The sequence below is a fragment of the Cognaticolwellia beringensis genome, from assembly GCF_002076895.1.
GTDB lineage: Bacteria > Pseudomonadota > Gammaproteobacteria > Enterobacterales > Alteromonadaceae > Cognaticolwellia > Cognaticolwellia beringensis.
Genome location: NZ_CP020465.1, coordinates 3,629,585 through 3,645,515, shown reverse-complemented (window position 1 = coordinate 3,645,515; position 15,931 = coordinate 3,629,585). Strand labels below are relative to the sequence as shown.

Below are 15,931 nucleotides of genomic sequence, written 5' to 3'. Positions count from 1 at the left end.
CCACTGTGACTATTACCTAATACCAAACTTGGCTAACCATAACTGCATGCGTAAATGCCGAAAACTGCTTTGCAATTTAATTAACTGAATATGGCGTTCTTGTTTACTTATTTCATCAAAATTTTGATAGGCTAATTGTGTAAAACCATTTGATATTATCGCAAAGTTTTTAGACAATTCAGGTCTTGTTGTATCGACAAAGTCAGCAAACTGTTGCGCTGTCATCGACCTGACTTTAACGAGCTTATGCTGTGCTAATAATGTCAGGGTTTTTAAATAAAGTGTTTTAATTTTATCATCAGGCTTTACCTTCACTTTCATTAATTTATACACATAAACGAGCAAGGCGATACCGATTAATATTAGTAAAGAATAAACAAGGTTTTTACCTTGTTTTAAACTTGCTAACAGCTCGGCCATAACACGCGACTGCTTTTGGCCGGTGTAACCAATTACCCATCGTGTCCATTGATAGTCAATCGCGTCAATTTGCATTTTAAGTTGCTTATACCACCACATTGCACGTAACGGTTGCATCGAAAAAAATCCAGAAGATAAATTGTCATATTCCTGTATTAAATTTCTCGAAAAACCGCTCTCAACACGCTCAGGATCAACCGCTGCGGTGGGATCAACTCGCTGCCAACCTCTACCAGGAAGCCATACCTCGGACCAAGCATGAGCATTGCGCTGATACACACTTAAATAATTACCATTAGGATTGAACTCACCACCTAAATACCCCACCACCATGCGAGCAGGAATGCCCGCAGCGCGCATCAAATAGGTAAATGTGCTGGCATAATGCTCACAAAAACCCGCCCGTGTGTCGAAATAAAACTCATCTAAACTATTGTTATTCAAGCGTGGTGGTTGCAAGGTGTAAAAGTAATTTTCTTGATTAAAATCAGTTAATACATGATTAATTAATTGGCTATCATTACGATATTTCTTGCGTAATTTCTGGCCTTTAGCTAACAATTTAGGATTATTGTCGGTTGCTAAAACCAGATTCATCGCGCGTGTTTCATCGGTTAATGTTGGCGCGAGTATGGCCTTAGGAAAACTAGTGACTTGATAACTCAATGTTTGACTAATAATACCGCGATAAAACAGCGAAAAGTCATTCCGCTGGCCAATATTGCCTTGCTCACTGGTAGCGAAATCAAGTGCAAACAACCAAGACTGAAAACTAGGCTCAGCAATGACTTGATAACTTAAGCCTATGCCACTTATCTCAATACCTGCTGTACTTTTCGCATGCGCTAGGGTTGCTGAACCATAACTCTGATTATTCTGTTGGCCTTTTTCTCGTATACTTTGTCGCCAAGTCACACCATCGAAATCATCTAAAACCATCGCGCGCCAATATAGCTGCGCATGTTCGGGATTACTGTTTTGAAAACTCACCCTAAATGCCAATTCATCCGACAAGGCTAACTGAGCAATATCGCCAATTTTCACGCTGTCCGAAAGCCCAACTTTAGCCGACTCAACATTGGGCACCTGCCAAAATGGACTTAACTTGGGAAAGCCTACAAATAAAATCACCGCTAACGGTATTGAATATAAACTGAGTTTTGCTAATAACTTAGCTTGTGCAGACAACGCGATTGTTGGGGCAAATAAATTAATTAAAATTAAAAAATTGCCTAAAACTAAAATTATAACGGCTAATGAAAAGTAGATAGACTGAATAAAAATCAATGAAGAGGTAGCAACAAAAATGCCTAATACCACCAATTGATATAAATCTTTACGACTGGGTATCTCAAACATTTTCAAACTATAAGCAAAGCATAATAAATGGATCATACTCAGTAAAAGCCCAAGTGTTTGCCCTGCAACCGCAATACCGACGCTACCTGATATAGCCAACAATAAAATTAACCAAGAGGGTAATATTTTGGGGGCTACATAGAAGTTCGCAGGCTGATGTTTTATTGAAGTGGTTTTACGAAACATTTTAAAATGTACAATAAACTGTAGCACTAATACAGAAATGGCAAATAACAAATAGATTAAATTAAACTGCAAAACCAAGGTTAAAAGGTTCAGCAACTGAAAAGCTAATAAACTAAAATACATTTTGCTATTAAGCTTTAAATCATCATTTTTGTTAGCCTGCTTTTTTTTACTAGGCTGAATATTCTCTTTAATCCTTGGTTGAGTTATTTTGGTCATTATGCGCTCAATAACGTGCCAATGCGGTTAAGCATTTTAAAGTATGTTGTGAACTATGGTCATATTCGACCACTTGATTAGGCAGTTTCAGCGAAAAGGCAATCTGTTTATCATTGCAGTCTTTAATGGCATAACTTAGCCAACTTAAACGCTGCTCCAATGTGCCTGAGGGCAAGTGTTCAAAGTCTAATTCTAGTTTGCCTGATAAGGCTTGTTGATATTGTTTTGTAAACCAACCTTGCCCGCGAGCGACTTGTTTCCATGCAACACGACTCAGCGGCTCACCCAATTGATAGTGTTGTAATTGATGAAATTCATCTTGGCCCGGTTGAAAACTGTCTTGATAACTTTCAACATTATTTTCCGCCTCTTCGCCTGCAACACTTTGTTGCTTATCCGTCCAAGTATTTTCAACAGGTTTAGGATAAGCCGTCACTTGCTGAGCAAAATCTAATCTTGTCCATGTTCTAAATAAGCCAAAACCAAATTCGCTAATAATTAACACCCTACCTAATGAGTATTCACCGCGTTTGCATACAAAATAGGGTATGCGAATGTTGTTTTCACCTACGGATAATTCTGTAAGTGTTACATGGTCAAATTCATTTTTGAGCGTGTTATTTTCGCCTACTTTATTATCAATCTCTTGTTCAAGCTTTGCCGGAGTTTGATCAAAAGAAAAGCGTATATTGAAGCGTACTTTTTTACTGGTGACAACAAGCGGAAAATACAGCGGTGAATCAACAAAGCCTTGTAATGAACTGGTTGCTTGAAACCGTAAACCAGAAAGGTTAAAAAAACTGTGGTGTAAAACAACGATAAAAAAACTTACCAGTAAGTAGCTAATCAAGATAATGACATTATTCTGATAATTAGTGCCCAGTAAAAATAGCAGCAACATAAACATCATCAAACCAACACCAAAGCGCGTTGGTATGATAAAAATATTGCGATGATTAATCACTTGTTGGCTGTGTTGTGGAATGCGACGTGTTAGCCAGGCATTAAAACGCTTATTCAGTAAGCTTTTAAACCCTGACTTTATCGATGAAAACATGGAGTTTTTTCGCTTGCTTAACAATTAATACTCCTCTTCATTCGATTATAGTGACTGTATTAGCTTACTTGAACTTTAACAACTCAGTTAATAACTCAGTTAACAATGACTTAATGCTATAGCGTAAGTTAGAGGTATAAAGTCACCGCTAAACTAGTGGATTGGTCGGGTCAACTTTCGATAATATTTGCTGTGAAATCTCATCTGCCTGATCAAAAATATGGTGCTGTTGTGGTGCTAATCTATGCTCACAAACAGGAGAGAATACCGCTTGAATATCTTCGGGTATAACATAATCACGACTTTCCATAAAAGCCCATGATTTAGCAGCCGCTAGTAATGATTTTCCTGCACGCGGCGATAATGCTTTAGCTTGTGACTCACTTTGACGGCTAACTCTACATAGCGCAATAACATAATCAATAATCGCCGGCGAAACCCTAACAGTAGAAATATGTTGTTGTATTTCTCGTAATTGCTCAACCTGTAAAAAAGCTTTTATTTCAGTAACATCACGATGTGACGCTGTCGACTGTAGAATTTTACGTTCAGCATCTATACTCGGAAACCCAAGTGAAAGTCGCATCATAAAACGGTCTAATTGTGATTCAGGTAACGGATAAGTTCCCGCATGTGACATCGGGTTTTGCGTAGCAATAACAAAAAAGGGCTCAGGTAATTGATGAGTAACACCGTCGACGCTCACCCGCCCTTCTTCCATAGCTTCAAGCAAAGCACTTTGGGTTTTGGGGCTAGCACGGTTTACTTCATCAGCTAAAACCACTTGATTAAAAATAGCGCCTGGATGCAGTTGAAATGATTTGGTCATTTCATCAAAAATAGCAATACCAATAACATCGGCAGGCATTAAATCTGAGGTAAATTGAATGCGTTGATAGGATAAACCTAAGGTTAACGCCAAAGTGTTGGCTAAGGTTGTTTTGCCCATGCCGGGTAAGTCTTCAATTAAAATATGCCCTTTAGCTAACAAACACGCCAAGGCTAATTTAACTTGATGAGGCTTGCCAATGACCACTGATTCTATTTGAGCCAAAATATTAGCTACCACGGTTTGCATATTTGTCGCTCCTCATAGTTGAAACATCAGCATAATTAATTCTTTAACGAATACCAAGCAAAATAAATAACTAGGACATTATCATCACGTTATATAGCAAGCAGGAATAGCTTAAAAAATCGTTGAAATCAAGAAAACGACTTATTAGACAGGAATTGATCTTGAAAAAAGCTTTTTGTTTGACCTTAGTCAACGAACACCCTTCAGATTTTATGCCATGCTAGCGAAATGAGTACATCGAAACAGTAAATAAGTCGCCATTGGCTATCGATGTCTCGTTATTGTAGCCCAGTTGCTCTTTGACCTTCGAGTTTAACTTGTTCATATGCAGCAACTGATTCAAACAACACGCGCGAGGGTAATCGCGTATTGAGGTATGTTATGGATATAGATTTTAGCGAAATAACCTATTTAGTTGATCCATGTAGTCGCACGTTACATGCCGATTATCAGCAGTTTCTGTTATCGCTAATTGGTCTTACCGTTATAGACATCAGTGGCGATAATTTCAATGAATGGCGCGTTATTTCGACATTATTGCACGGAGATGAACCGTCAGGTCTTATTGCTATACATCGATGGCTCACCACGGAAAACGCATTACCTCGACCTAAAACTAACATTCGTATCATTATTTCGTCGGTTGAAGCTGCTACTTATCAACATTTATTTCGTCACCGCTATCTACCAGGGGGTATCGATTTAAATCGCTGCTTTAACGATAAATGTATCCGAAGTGGTGAATATGCGAAAAATAAACATATTGATGGCTATATCCAACGCGCTAATTTAATTGCAAGTGCGATTAGTGAGGTTAACCCGAATGCCATTATTGATTTACACAACACATCCGGTAATGGCCCTGCTTTTGCTGTCAGTACGCTAATTACCCCTAACGTGTTGTCTATCACCTCTTATTTTTGTGATACCTTGATCTTATCTGATATTCATCTCGGCGCACTGATGGAGCTAAATTTTTCTTGTCCTGTGGTCACGATCGAATGCGGTGGTAGTCGCGATGTCCAAGCACACGATGTCGCTTATAATGGCATTAAACAGTTTGCTCAATGCGATGGTCATTGTGCTTTACCACAAGATAAAGCCGTGAAAATACTATATAAACCTTTGCGTTTAGTCATTAAGCCAGCGCGAAAACTTTCATTTAGCGAACATGATGAAAACTACAGTGGCGTAACCTTAAGAAAAAATATTGAACAATTTAATTACGGCGGCTGCTGTAATGGACTGCTCTTAGGCTGGCTCGATGATCACGGTTTAGAAAATCTTGAGATGCTAAACGATCAAGGGGTTAACGTTATCGAAAAGTACTTTAAAATGGTGGATAATAAATTAGTCTGTGCGACCAACTTAAAAATGTTCATGGCGTCAAATCAAAGTAATATTGCTCGCTCAGATTGTCTGTTTTATGTCGTCAACAACGTGAACAATTATCTGTAATCGTTAGCTTTTAAATTAGATATGACGCCGCTAGCTGATAGCAAATGGGGCATCAGCTAGCGCTTGTTCAAGTGGTATATTCCCCAAACCTAAATCGCGTAGCGCGTGAATAAATTTCAAGGTTTTAAAGCTGTCAAACCATACGATTAACTGCTTATCAAATTGGGCTTGTGTCGCCATGTTTTGTTTGGCAATAAACGTCAATAAGCCAATGCTTGTTAATGCCTGCTGAGTGTTTTTAGTTAGCTTTTCGAACCAAAGTTCTGGTTGTTGTCGATATTTCCATAAGCCATTAAATGCCTGTAAACAGGCTTTTAATGCCATGAAAATTGCGGGTCGATAATAAAGATAATCCTGGCCTTGCTCAGTCAGTTGCATAATATTTTGCACGGCCGGCCCAGTGCCAAAAGGTACCCGCTGAGAAGGTCGAGCATCAAGTTTAATCGTGACATCCGCCAAGTAAGCGACTTCGCCAAGTTTAGCGAGCTTATTTAATAGGTAAAAGTCTTCCCCTGCATTACGTTTCGGAAAACCTCGTGCCTGACAATAGGCCAGCATATCAAACGATAAAATACTGCCAATAGTAAAATAGGCATAAGGCGATTGTGCGTATTTCAAACCTGCAACATAATAGCGTAAGGCGTTTTCATAGCGTAAATTTGCTTGATGAATTGCCTGCTGGTTACTGTGGTGATAAAAATTGCAACAAGTCGCAACGGCTTTTTTAAGGTTTGTGCTATCGCCGGCATGAGCGGTTAAATAGTTGTCTGGAAGGTATGCGTCAGCGTCTGTTGAATGTACCCAAGAGGATAAAACATTCCCTGTAATAAAGAGTTTAACCGCTAAGTCTGCCCCAATTTTTCTTGCTAAGCCTACTCCTTGCTCTGCTGGAATAGGTTGTGTGTAGCGATTAACGATTAGGATGGCCGAATTAGCATTTTTATTTCGACTAGCATGGTTTAGCTCAATTAAGCGTAAGTTGTCTTGCTGCCAAACTTGTTGTCCCTGTTTAACAACTTCCTGCGCTAATTCAATTTGATCTTGCTGATGCTCAAAGCCAAAGTCATTATCGGGTTGATTAATTACCACAATAACTAAACACTGCTGTTCAGCAAGCTTTGAGTCAATAAAGCGCTCGATAAATAACGCAGACTCTTGAAAGGCAGGAATAACAATGACATGACGATAGCGGCTTTGTTCTGGGAATGTCGCTAGCGATAACACTTCTGGCTCAGCATAATGAGCTAGGTATTTAATTGATGTTTTATGGCGATTTAGCGCAATGCTATCGTTAGTCATTATTGCTTAATACCTAGAGTTTAATTCACTAAAAACCGGCAACCTCAACACTACTTTAAGACAAGTATCAAGTAACTGGCTATCACAATCGCTTAAGACAATTAATGCAAAGCCGCACGAAATGGCAGCGCCGCACAAATATCTGCTTCAATGTCTAAAACTTCAGTTAAACGTTGATCAACATCTTTTTTGGCAAAATACTCATAGGCTAACTCAATAAATAGGTTTTTATGCTTCTCTTCTGACTTAGCGATGGCTTGATAAAAGTCTTTATCTTTGCCTTCAGGCAGCGCTTCTGCAATTAAAGAAAATCGTTCATGTCCGCGAGCTTCAATAACACCAGCTACTATTAATCGATCCATGAAAAACACATCGCTGCCATTACGAAATACTTTTCTAATTTGATTAATGTAAGGATCTTTTTCATCAGCACCTAATTGACCACCGCGGGCATAAATTAACTTTAGCACCTGCTTAAAGTGGATAAGCTCTTCAATGGCTAAATCGGCCATCGCTTTCACAACTGATTTACGGTCTGGATAATGAGAGATCATTGACATGGCCATACCTGAAGCTTTTTTTTCTGCCGCAGCATGATCAGTTAAAAATGCATCGAAGTCATTAAGCACAACATCGGCCCAGTTTTTTGGAGTTTTATATTTTAATTCGAACATAGATAAAATTTGACTAATTACAAAAGAAATAAATAATGGCGCTATTTTACACGGCTAAAAATATGCGACAAGAAAATACTGTAATCAGTTAACTATTATTAACGGTGCTACCTCGGTATTAAATCAATGTTAGTTTTCTTATACATATTTTTAATCATTAAGCATTAACTAAAAGTCACTAAATTGGCGATATTTATCTTCTGCTCATCACGCCAATATCTTATAATGCGCAGTCATCATAATTGAGACTTAAATGACAAATAAACAACGATTACCACTTCTGATTTTAATGGTTATTTTTAGCCCATTAGCTATAGACATTTTTTTGCCTGCTTTGCCAGTGATGGCAGCGGAATTCGTCGTTCCTATGAATGAAATTCAGTGGAGCATAACAATATTTATTTTAAGTTTGGGTTTTGGTCAGCTTATCAGTGGGCCACTTGCTGATCGCTATGGTCGTAGACCTGTAGCGATGGGCGGCATACTCATCTACGGCTTGGCTTCTATCATCTCAGCTTATTCGGACAGCTTAGCGTTTTTTCTTGTCAGTCGTTTAATGCAAGGTTTTGGTGCGTGTGCGATAGTCGTTTCAGCTTTTGCCAGTGTACGAGATAAATATAACGCGATTGAAAGTGGCGTGATGTACTCTTATTTAAATAGCGCCATATGTTGTATTCCGGCTCTAGCCCCCTTACTAGGTAATGTATTAACAGAGCATTTTGGTTGGCGTAGTAACTTTGAATTTATGGCAGGCTACGCTGTTTTTGCCGGTTTAATTTTGTTTTTCACTCTTAAAGAAACCAGACCAGCACAAACACAAAGACATAAAAACCTTATTTCTATGGCGAATTTTATGCCAGTATTAAAACACCCGGTATTTATGTTTAATGCCTTACTTGTAATGTTATCCATGGCAATTATTATTGCTTATGTCAGCAGTTCACCAGCTTGGTTAATGGTACGCTTAGGGTTAAATCAAGAAAGTTTTGTTTATTGGTTTAGTTTCAATGCAGCGATTAACATTGTTGCTTGTTTTCTCGCTCCTAAGGTTTTAATAAAGTTTGGTGCCAGAATAACAATAGGCTTTGGCATGGTTTTACTCATTATCGCCGGTTTGTTAATGTTAGCTTTATTGCCTTGGCAAACACCTAGCGCTTTTATGATACCGATAATGATCAGTTCACTAGGTTTTTCGTTCCTTATGGGCGCATGTGCAGGACAAGCACTCGCACCTTTTGGCGAAAAAGCAGGTTCAGCTTCAGCACTTTTAGGCTTTATGCAAATGAGCGGTTCAGCGGTTATTGTTTACTTATTACAATTATTACCCCTAAACGAAGCCGAGCAATTAACTCTATTAATGCTGCTTATCATTCCCGTATATGCAATATGGAAATTACCGCAAGTAAAAAAACATATTCTGCTAGAGAACTACTAAGCTGATAAGCCAATCAAATTAATCTACAATTGATTGGCTTTAGTCCCCTCCCTTTTACTAACCGACTATCATTGACCGAAAATTATGCCTGACTTTCTACTTTCGCAATTGCTCGTCACTGTGACACTTATTATTGAGTGCTGCGCTATGCAGTTTAAAAACAAAAACTATATTTTAGCGGCGCTATCAGTTAGCTGCTTGTTTAATGGTTATCACTACTTATTGCTTGACCAACCAACCGCTGGCTATATATTTTTATTTTCTAGTATTCGTTTTTTAATATCTATAAAATGGAAATTCCAATGGATTTCGGTAGTTTCACTGTGCCTGAGTTTACTGATCACAGTATCGACATATAATGGACTGCTGAGTATTATTGGCTTTATGGCAACCATTTTGATCACCACAGGTTCCTTTAGTCATAATGATAAGTTTTTACGCTTAATGATGATATCAGGCGGTTTATTATGGTTTATTCACAACCTTATTCTAGGCTCACCTATTGGGGTAATTGTAGAAACTGTTTTTGTTGGCAGTAGCTGTATTGGTTATTATCGTTATTATATTGCAAAGAAGCCTGCTGAGCAGGCAATATAAAAACCAACGACTAATTAAGTTACATGCATTGCTTCTCATGACTTCCCTCACGAAACATAGTACTTATCTGGTCAATTCACGGTTCAACTTAGTATAAAAATCCCCTGTCAAAACCTTATCAATTTTATTAATCTAAGTGTTTTACTTTATACTCAGGAAAAGTGGCCAAATATAATGTCTTTATTTTAATAACGAGTTGTTCAGGACCCTATGTTCCTGTAATGCTACTGGCTTTGATACACATAAGTTTCAATCAACCGACTCGCCTACAAAGATGTTGGTGCGTATGTTTTGATTGGTAAAGTAAGCATGTGAGCTGAGATATTTATCCTCACTTGCAAAAGATCTATCACTCAATTCAATTAATGGTATTTGAAAGCTTGCTTGCTATCGCGTTCAGCACGATGATATCTATGTATGCGGTTCAAATGGCGACTGAAATTGTTTTCCAAGCCTAGGCTTTTACACAAGGCACTTGATCGAAATTCGACACAATACAACGCAAAATTCGATAGCTAGCACCATCAGTACCTAACTATTACCGTTGCATGCACACGTTGATAAGGTGTTGTTCATAAAGTTAATTATCTTTTACTCAAGGTAAATGTGTAACTTGGGTTGATGCAACCGTTGCAACGGGTACTTTGTATACCCCAAAATATTTACTGTTTCTGATAAGGTAGGTTTTGCAGCAGCTCCCTACGAAGTTACTAAATTTAATAGTTGGACTTCTATTCTTCCAGGTACTCGTTATTCTCCCTATCAAAACACAAATTATAGCAATGAAGCACCTATTAGTGACTTTGTTTTAATACGAATATCAGTGCGAACGTTAAAGATACCGCTATGAAGAAAAGTCCTTACAAGAGCCTACAATGTATTGATATTTTTGAATTTTCTGCGTTAGGGGATTTAGTAGGCGATAAAACTTTAGCTGATGCATTAATTGAATCTCAAGAATTTGCTGAAATGCAGATGAGAATTTAAAAAACAGGAATTAAACCTTATTTTTTAATAGGCTATGCGATATATTTAAGAGGCATTACGAATATGATAACAAAATTTAAGCGTGGGTATTAACGCAGTGAGTGTATGTTATTTTCCTCTTGCCCAGCTTTTACTTCAGTTGTTTCTTGAATATCACAAACCCTATTTCGACCACTATTTTTTGCTTTATACAACGCAATATCAGCAAGTTTGATCAAATCTTCAAGTTTATTGCTGCGCTCATTTGATTCAGCCACCCCAAAACTTGCTGTAATTTTCAGTGAGTTTCCATCATGTAAAATAAGCATTTTTTCGATCTTTTTACGCATAACATTTGCAAGCTTAATCGCTGCAGCTTTATTCGTACTAGGTAAAAAAATTATAAACTCTTCCCCGCCCCAACGCGCTAAAACATCACTTTTTCTTATTTTTTGTTTTAACGTAAAAGCAATACCTTTAAGTACTTCGTCACCTGCCGCATGACCATAGTCATCGTTTATTTTTTTAAAGAAGTCTATATCTAAAAGTATGAGCGAAGAGTTTTTCTTTTCTCTAATACCTAAATGCCATTGAGGCATAGTTACGTCGGTAAAAGCGCGGCGATTATATAACTGAGTTAAGTAATCTACTTGGGCATTCACTTCAGCAATAATGCGAGCGTTGTCCATTTCTTTTAAATTAAATGCCAATGCTAACGCTAAAATAGACATTTCAATTAACATGCCTACTTCAATACTATGAAATAAAAGGGTGTTATAAGGAATATAGCCCCAAGTGGTTACAGCAGAAATTGCGGCTCCACCGGCCCCCATAAAAGCAGCAGGAATAAAAAATTTCACCATTTCGTGACCATTTTTTAATGCTAAAAAGCCTAGGGATAAAAAAATAATCACTAAAAACGACGTAAGTATTATGGCCACTTTAGTGATAAGCAATTGTTCACCACTGAGAAATAGAGTTCCCGCTAAAGCAATTAACCCTGCATATATCCATTTTTTTACGTTATAGATTTTAGGTAAAAACAGCTTTAATTTAAGAAATTCAAAGCAAAAGGCAATACCAAAAATAAAGTAGCAATACAAAAAAAATATCATTGCCCATTGCTGAACTAAAACACTGCTTGGCCAAATAAACTTAAAACCATGCCCAGTATAAGCAATATTAAAACTTAAAAATGACAATAAGTACAAAGAGTAATATATATAACTGCTATTTTTTAAACTTATAGAAAGTGCGATGTTATAAACCAATAAAATAAAAAATGCGCCATATAAAAAACCATAAAAGTAGCTTGATGCAATCAAATTACTTTGTATTACTTCTTCTGACGATAGAAAGAGTGGGATCAGTAAAGGGTCTTTCGATTCAAACCGCATAAGCACCTGGGTAGTACCTGTTTTAAAAGTATATTGCTGGGACAACATGCGGGTTGGATTTTTTCTAGCACTAAACGGTATCGTATCGCCAATAAAAGCTTTCTCCACCACTTCATTTTGGCGAATAAAATAAAAGTCGGCACTGTCTAACCAAGCGGAGTCAAGATAAAGCACTTTCTTAATACTTTTAACGGAGGAGTTATTTATTAGCACTGACGCCCAAATAACATCATGAGTAAAGCCAAAGCTGGCTTTCCCATTGGCGTTTTTAGTAAATTTACCAGTATTATATTGGTCTAACGCATGCTCAAACGACAAATTAGCACTAGGGTCCTGTAAAATATTTAACTGTTCATTAATGAGTAATTCATCAGAAATAGTCGATAATTCAAGAGGTTTGCTAGTAGCCAAAAGACTATAAAATAATAAAAAAAACAATATTAAACGAATAATAAATACTCATATAAATAATTTTATAATTATCAGATTAGTCCGTTTCAGCGCTTTTGTCTAACGACATTATATGCAAATTACTTATATAAATTTGTTGTAAAAATTGAATTGAATTAACAACCTTTCAGCGAGCCGATTTCAGAAGCATTAATTGATAAGAGTAGACTGAGCAAGGTTTCCCCCTGCCCAATAAAATATACACGCTAACACGCGTAATTGGCTATTGCTGTTTAAGCTGTCCCATTTGATGTGCACTTAGCAAACTCTTCAGTGAAACTATGCCCTCGTTAATCTGCAGTGCCTCTTCACAATCTTTTACTTGCAGTGCTGGGCTCATGGTTTCGACACACTCAACATCAGGTTCCATTTGTGGACCTTGCTCTATATAGGCTTTAACAGACTCAAAAGGCGGATGCGCTACAAGTGATAATGAATCAGCGTTGGCAACCAAGGTATAACCTGCAATACCTGTTTCGCCGCGATAAGCCTTGGCAAAGCCGCCATCAATGACTAGCAGCTTTCCATCAGCCTTGATTGGGCTTTCGCCTTTTTTCACCTTAACCGGTACATGCCCGTTAACAATACGACCCGTATCTGGGGCAATCCCAAATTCCTGTAATATTTTTCTTGCTGATTGCGCTTCGTTACGCAACACGTAGTAAGCATTGCGGCCTTCTGCATGTGTCGCTGTGTCAGCAATAAAATAACGCTCAAACGTCGCCATTCTTTGTTTACCAAACAAAGGCGATTGCTCGCCACACCACAAATACCACATTGCATCTTCACCATAGGCTTTCTCTTCTGAACCGACGGGTGAAAAGTAGCCTTGTCGTGCCAGCGCATCTACCCTGTCGACAAATGCTTTGCCTGCGAACTCTTTGCCTGCGACTTTAAATGCTTTAAATGAACCATCATCATTCATCGCTACACATCCGTGATATAACAAGTGTCCATTGCTCACATGGTACATGGCGCCATGACTATAAAGAAAACGCACATGTTGCTGGAGGCTTTTACTTGCCGTAAAGGCCAGTTTCAATTGTTCTATAACACTCTGCTCATCTTCGCTAAGCGTATAAGGCGAATCGGCAGAAATAGTGGGGAAATGCTGATCGATTAATGGGTAGGAAACTTGGTCAATACTCACCGTACCAGCGGCAAGATCTATCTTGTCGAGTAACAAGCGATCGTTCATTTGATATTGCGGTCGCCTTTGTACAATTTGACCTTCAAGTTTCAGCTGTATTATCGCGATCGCTTTCTGCATTTGCGCTAACAAACGGCGGTCGTGATTCGGCAGAATTTGCTCTGCGGGAACTTTAGGCTGAAATTGTTCACAAGGATCGTCGCCATAAAGCTCGACAGCAAGGGCTGCAAGCGGTAGCAAGTTAATACCATAACCACTTTGTAGTGTATCAAGGTCGGTATAACGCAGCGCGATACGTATCGCCGTGGCAATACATGCTTCACTACCCGCGGCAGCGCCCATCCATAATATGTCATGATTACCCCACTGCACATCAACGCTATGGTATTTCATCAGCATATCCATGATCTGGTGAGCGCCAGGCCCCCTGTCATAAATATCACCAATAACATGCAGCTTTGAAATAGCTAACTTTTGAATTAATTCAGCTATAGCGACGATAAACTCTTTAACACTGCCAGATGCAACTAGGTTGTCGAGGATATTAAGACAAGGTGATGACAACTCCGATCCAGTCTGAAAATCGAACAAAAGCGTTGCTAACGGCCGAGAAAAGTTAGCTGGCATGAGTTCTTTAACTGTCGAACGCGCATTAAATTTAGTAAAAAACCGGCAAATTATAACTAAACGCACAAGTGACTGTACTGAACATAATGCTTCTAGGTTAACACCGTCTCCCTTGTGTGAGAATACTTCTTCTGGATAACAAATCAATGCCGTCAATTGGTGCTTTTCTGCTGCACTCAACTGTTGGGTAAACGTTTCGTCAATTGCCTGCGAAATAGAACCTGAGCCATTTTTAATGACATGGCAGAACGATTCATATTCACCGTGCAAGTCTGAAACAAAATGTTCTGTTCCCTTTGGCAAGTTTAGTTCGTCTTCAAGCTCTTTTATTGCACTAGTAACCGCTGCAATTGAGGGATACACTCCTGCCAGTAAACTCAACTCAGTTTCATCATTCGCTTTCAAAATAATATCTCGCTTTGCTTATTAACGCGTAGCACACTTATTATAAATTGATGCAATTTATGTTACCTCAACCCAGTGAATTGATATTGTTTAAATCTTTACAGATCAGAATTAAGCGTTCTTTAAAAGACTGCTCGGCGTGTCTAAGCCAAACTCTAGGATCATAATTTCCCTTGTTAGGTTTATGTTCGCCGTCAGGATTACCAATTTGACGCTGTAAAAAATCATGCTTTTCAGCAGAATATTCTCTTACACCGTTCCAAAATGCCCACTGTAAATCAGTATCGACATTCATTTTGATGACACCGTAACCAATCGCCTCTTTAATATCTGCAGCACTAGAGCCTGATCCGCCATGAAAAACGAAATCGACCGGTTGTGCACCAGTTGCGAAGGTTTTCTGAATGTGTTGTTGTGAGTCTTTTAGGATTGTAGGACGTAATTCCACATTACCTGGACTATAAACACCGTGCACGTTGCCAAAGGCTGCCGCTACGGTAAAGCGATTGCTAACGGCTCCAAGTTCCTTGTAAGCATACGCAACTTCTTCTGGCTGAGTGTATAAACGCGAGCTATCAACATCGGAATGATCGACACCGTCTTCTTCACCACCTGTGATGCCGAGCTCTATTTCTAAGGTCATGCCAATACGGTTCATGCGTTCAAGATAGCGTTTACAGGTTTCAATATTTTCTTCGATAGGCTCTTCAGACAAGTCAATCATATGGGAAGTAAATAAAGGTTTCCCATACTGTTTGTAATACGCCTCGCCTGCGTCAAGCAAGCCATCAATCCAAGGCAACCATTTCCTAGCAGCATGATCGGTATGAGTCATCACGCGCGCACCATAAGCTGGAGCCAATTCATGAACATGTTTCGCGCCAGCAACAGCGCCAGCAATAGAGGCACGTAAATTATCGTTATTTAATCCCTTACCTGCATAAAATGCTGCACCACTGCCTGAGAATTGAATGATCGCAGGTGAGTTAATCTCACTAGCGGTCTCTAGCACAGCATTAATAGTATTGCTGCCAGTAACATTAACTGCTGGCAAAGCAAAGGCATTGGCTTTTGCATAAGCAAAAAGTTGCTGAACTTCGTCTCCGGTAATTACGCCTGGGGCAATATTAGTATTTATCGATGTCATGCTGTTA

Annotated in this window: 12 protein-coding genes; 4 read left to right on the top strand and 8 right to left on the bottom strand. The window is 38.7% G+C overall.

Annotated elements, in window-relative coordinates; genetic code table 11:
• Nucleotides 1-12: 12 nt before the first annotated feature.
• The 3 genes from B5D82_RS15315 to B5D82_RS15305 all read right to left on the bottom strand — a co-directional run bounded on the left by B5D82_RS15315 (nucleotide 13) and on the right by B5D82_RS15305 (nucleotide 4,319).
• Entirely contained in the window at nucleotides 13-2,184 is a 2,172-nt protein-coding gene (locus B5D82_RS15315) for a transglutaminase TgpA family protein (RefSeq protein WP_081152743.1), read from the bottom strand.
• Between the two features lie 7 nt (nucleotides 2,185-2,191).
• Nucleotides 2,192-3,265: a DUF58 domain-containing protein gene (locus B5D82_RS15310; RefSeq protein ID WP_157673911.1), complete on the bottom strand. Its 1,074-nt coding sequence runs from the start codon at nucleotides 3,263-3,265 to the stop codon at nucleotides 2,192-2,194.
• A gap of 124 nt (nucleotides 3,266-3,389) precedes the next feature.
• Nucleotides 3,390-4,319: an AAA family ATPase gene (locus B5D82_RS15305; RefSeq protein ID WP_081152740.1), complete on the bottom strand. Its 930-nt coding sequence runs from the start codon at nucleotides 4,317-4,319 to the stop codon at nucleotides 3,390-3,392.
• 381 nt (nucleotides 4,320-4,700) lie between these two features.
• Between B5D82_RS15305 and B5D82_RS15300 the strand changes: the two genes are divergently transcribed.
• Nucleotides 4,701-5,777: a M14 family metallopeptidase gene (locus tag B5D82_RS15300; protein ID WP_081152739.1), complete on the top strand. Its 1,077-nt coding sequence runs from the start codon at nucleotides 4,701-4,703 to the stop codon at nucleotides 5,775-5,777.
• A gap of 30 nt (nucleotides 5,778-5,807) precedes the next feature.
• Here B5D82_RS15300 and B5D82_RS15295 read toward each other — a convergent pair whose 3' ends face one another.
• Nucleotides 5,808-7,076 carry a hypothetical protein gene (locus B5D82_RS15295; RefSeq protein WP_081152737.1) on the bottom strand — a complete coding sequence of 423 codons (1,269 nt, stop codon included), beginning with the start codon at nucleotides 7,074-7,076 and terminating at the stop codon, nucleotides 5,808-5,810.
• Nucleotides 7,077-7,177: 101 nt separating this feature from the next.
• Nucleotides 7,178-7,750, bottom strand: a complete 573-nt coding sequence (locus tag B5D82_RS15290) for a tRNA-(ms[2]io[6]A)-hydroxylase (RefSeq protein WP_081152736.1) — start codon at nucleotides 7,748-7,750, stop codon at nucleotides 7,178-7,180.
• A 253-nt stretch (nucleotides 7,751-8,003) separates the two neighbouring features.
• On the opposite strand from B5D82_RS15290, the gene B5D82_RS15285 reads away from it, so the two are divergent.
• From B5D82_RS15285 to B5D82_RS19920, 3 genes are all read left to right on the top strand, one after another.
• Nucleotides 8,004-9,185: a multidrug effflux MFS transporter gene (locus B5D82_RS15285; RefSeq protein ID WP_081152734.1), complete on the top strand. Its 1,182-nt coding sequence runs from the start codon at nucleotides 8,004-8,006 to the stop codon at nucleotides 9,183-9,185.
• Nucleotides 9,186-9,269: 84 nt separating this feature from the next.
• Nucleotides 9,270-9,782, top strand: coding sequence for a YgjV family protein (locus B5D82_RS15280; RefSeq protein ID WP_081152733.1), 513 nt, complete (start codon nucleotides 9,270-9,272; stop codon nucleotides 9,780-9,782).
• 846 nt (nucleotides 9,783-10,628) lie between these two features.
• Nucleotides 10,629-10,769, top strand: coding sequence for a hypothetical protein (locus B5D82_RS19920; protein WP_157673910.1), 141 nt, complete (start codon nucleotides 10,629-10,631; stop codon nucleotides 10,767-10,769).
• An 89-nt stretch (nucleotides 10,770-10,858) separates the two neighbouring features.
• Here B5D82_RS19920 and B5D82_RS15275 read toward each other — a convergent pair whose 3' ends face one another.
• The 3 genes from B5D82_RS15275 to fbaA form a co-directional block, all read right to left on the bottom strand.
• Complete coding sequence (locus tag B5D82_RS15275; RefSeq protein WP_157673909.1) at nucleotides 10,859-12,556, bottom strand: sensor domain-containing diguanylate cyclase; 1,698 nt, start codon at nucleotides 12,554-12,556, stop codon at nucleotides 10,859-10,861.
• Between the two features lie 262 nt (nucleotides 12,557-12,818).
• Nucleotides 12,819-14,777: a fructose-1,6-bisphosphatase gene (locus tag B5D82_RS15270; RefSeq protein ID WP_216628996.1), complete on the bottom strand. Its 1,959-nt coding sequence runs from the start codon at nucleotides 14,775-14,777 to the stop codon at nucleotides 12,819-12,821.
• 67 nt (nucleotides 14,778-14,844) lie between these two features.
• Nucleotides 14,845-15,924 carry a class II fructose-bisphosphate aldolase gene (fbaA, locus tag B5D82_RS15265; protein ID WP_216628995.1) on the bottom strand — a complete coding sequence of 360 codons (1,080 nt, stop codon included), beginning with the start codon at nucleotides 15,922-15,924 and terminating at the stop codon, nucleotides 14,845-14,847.
• Nucleotides 15,925-15,931: the final 7 nt, after the last annotated feature.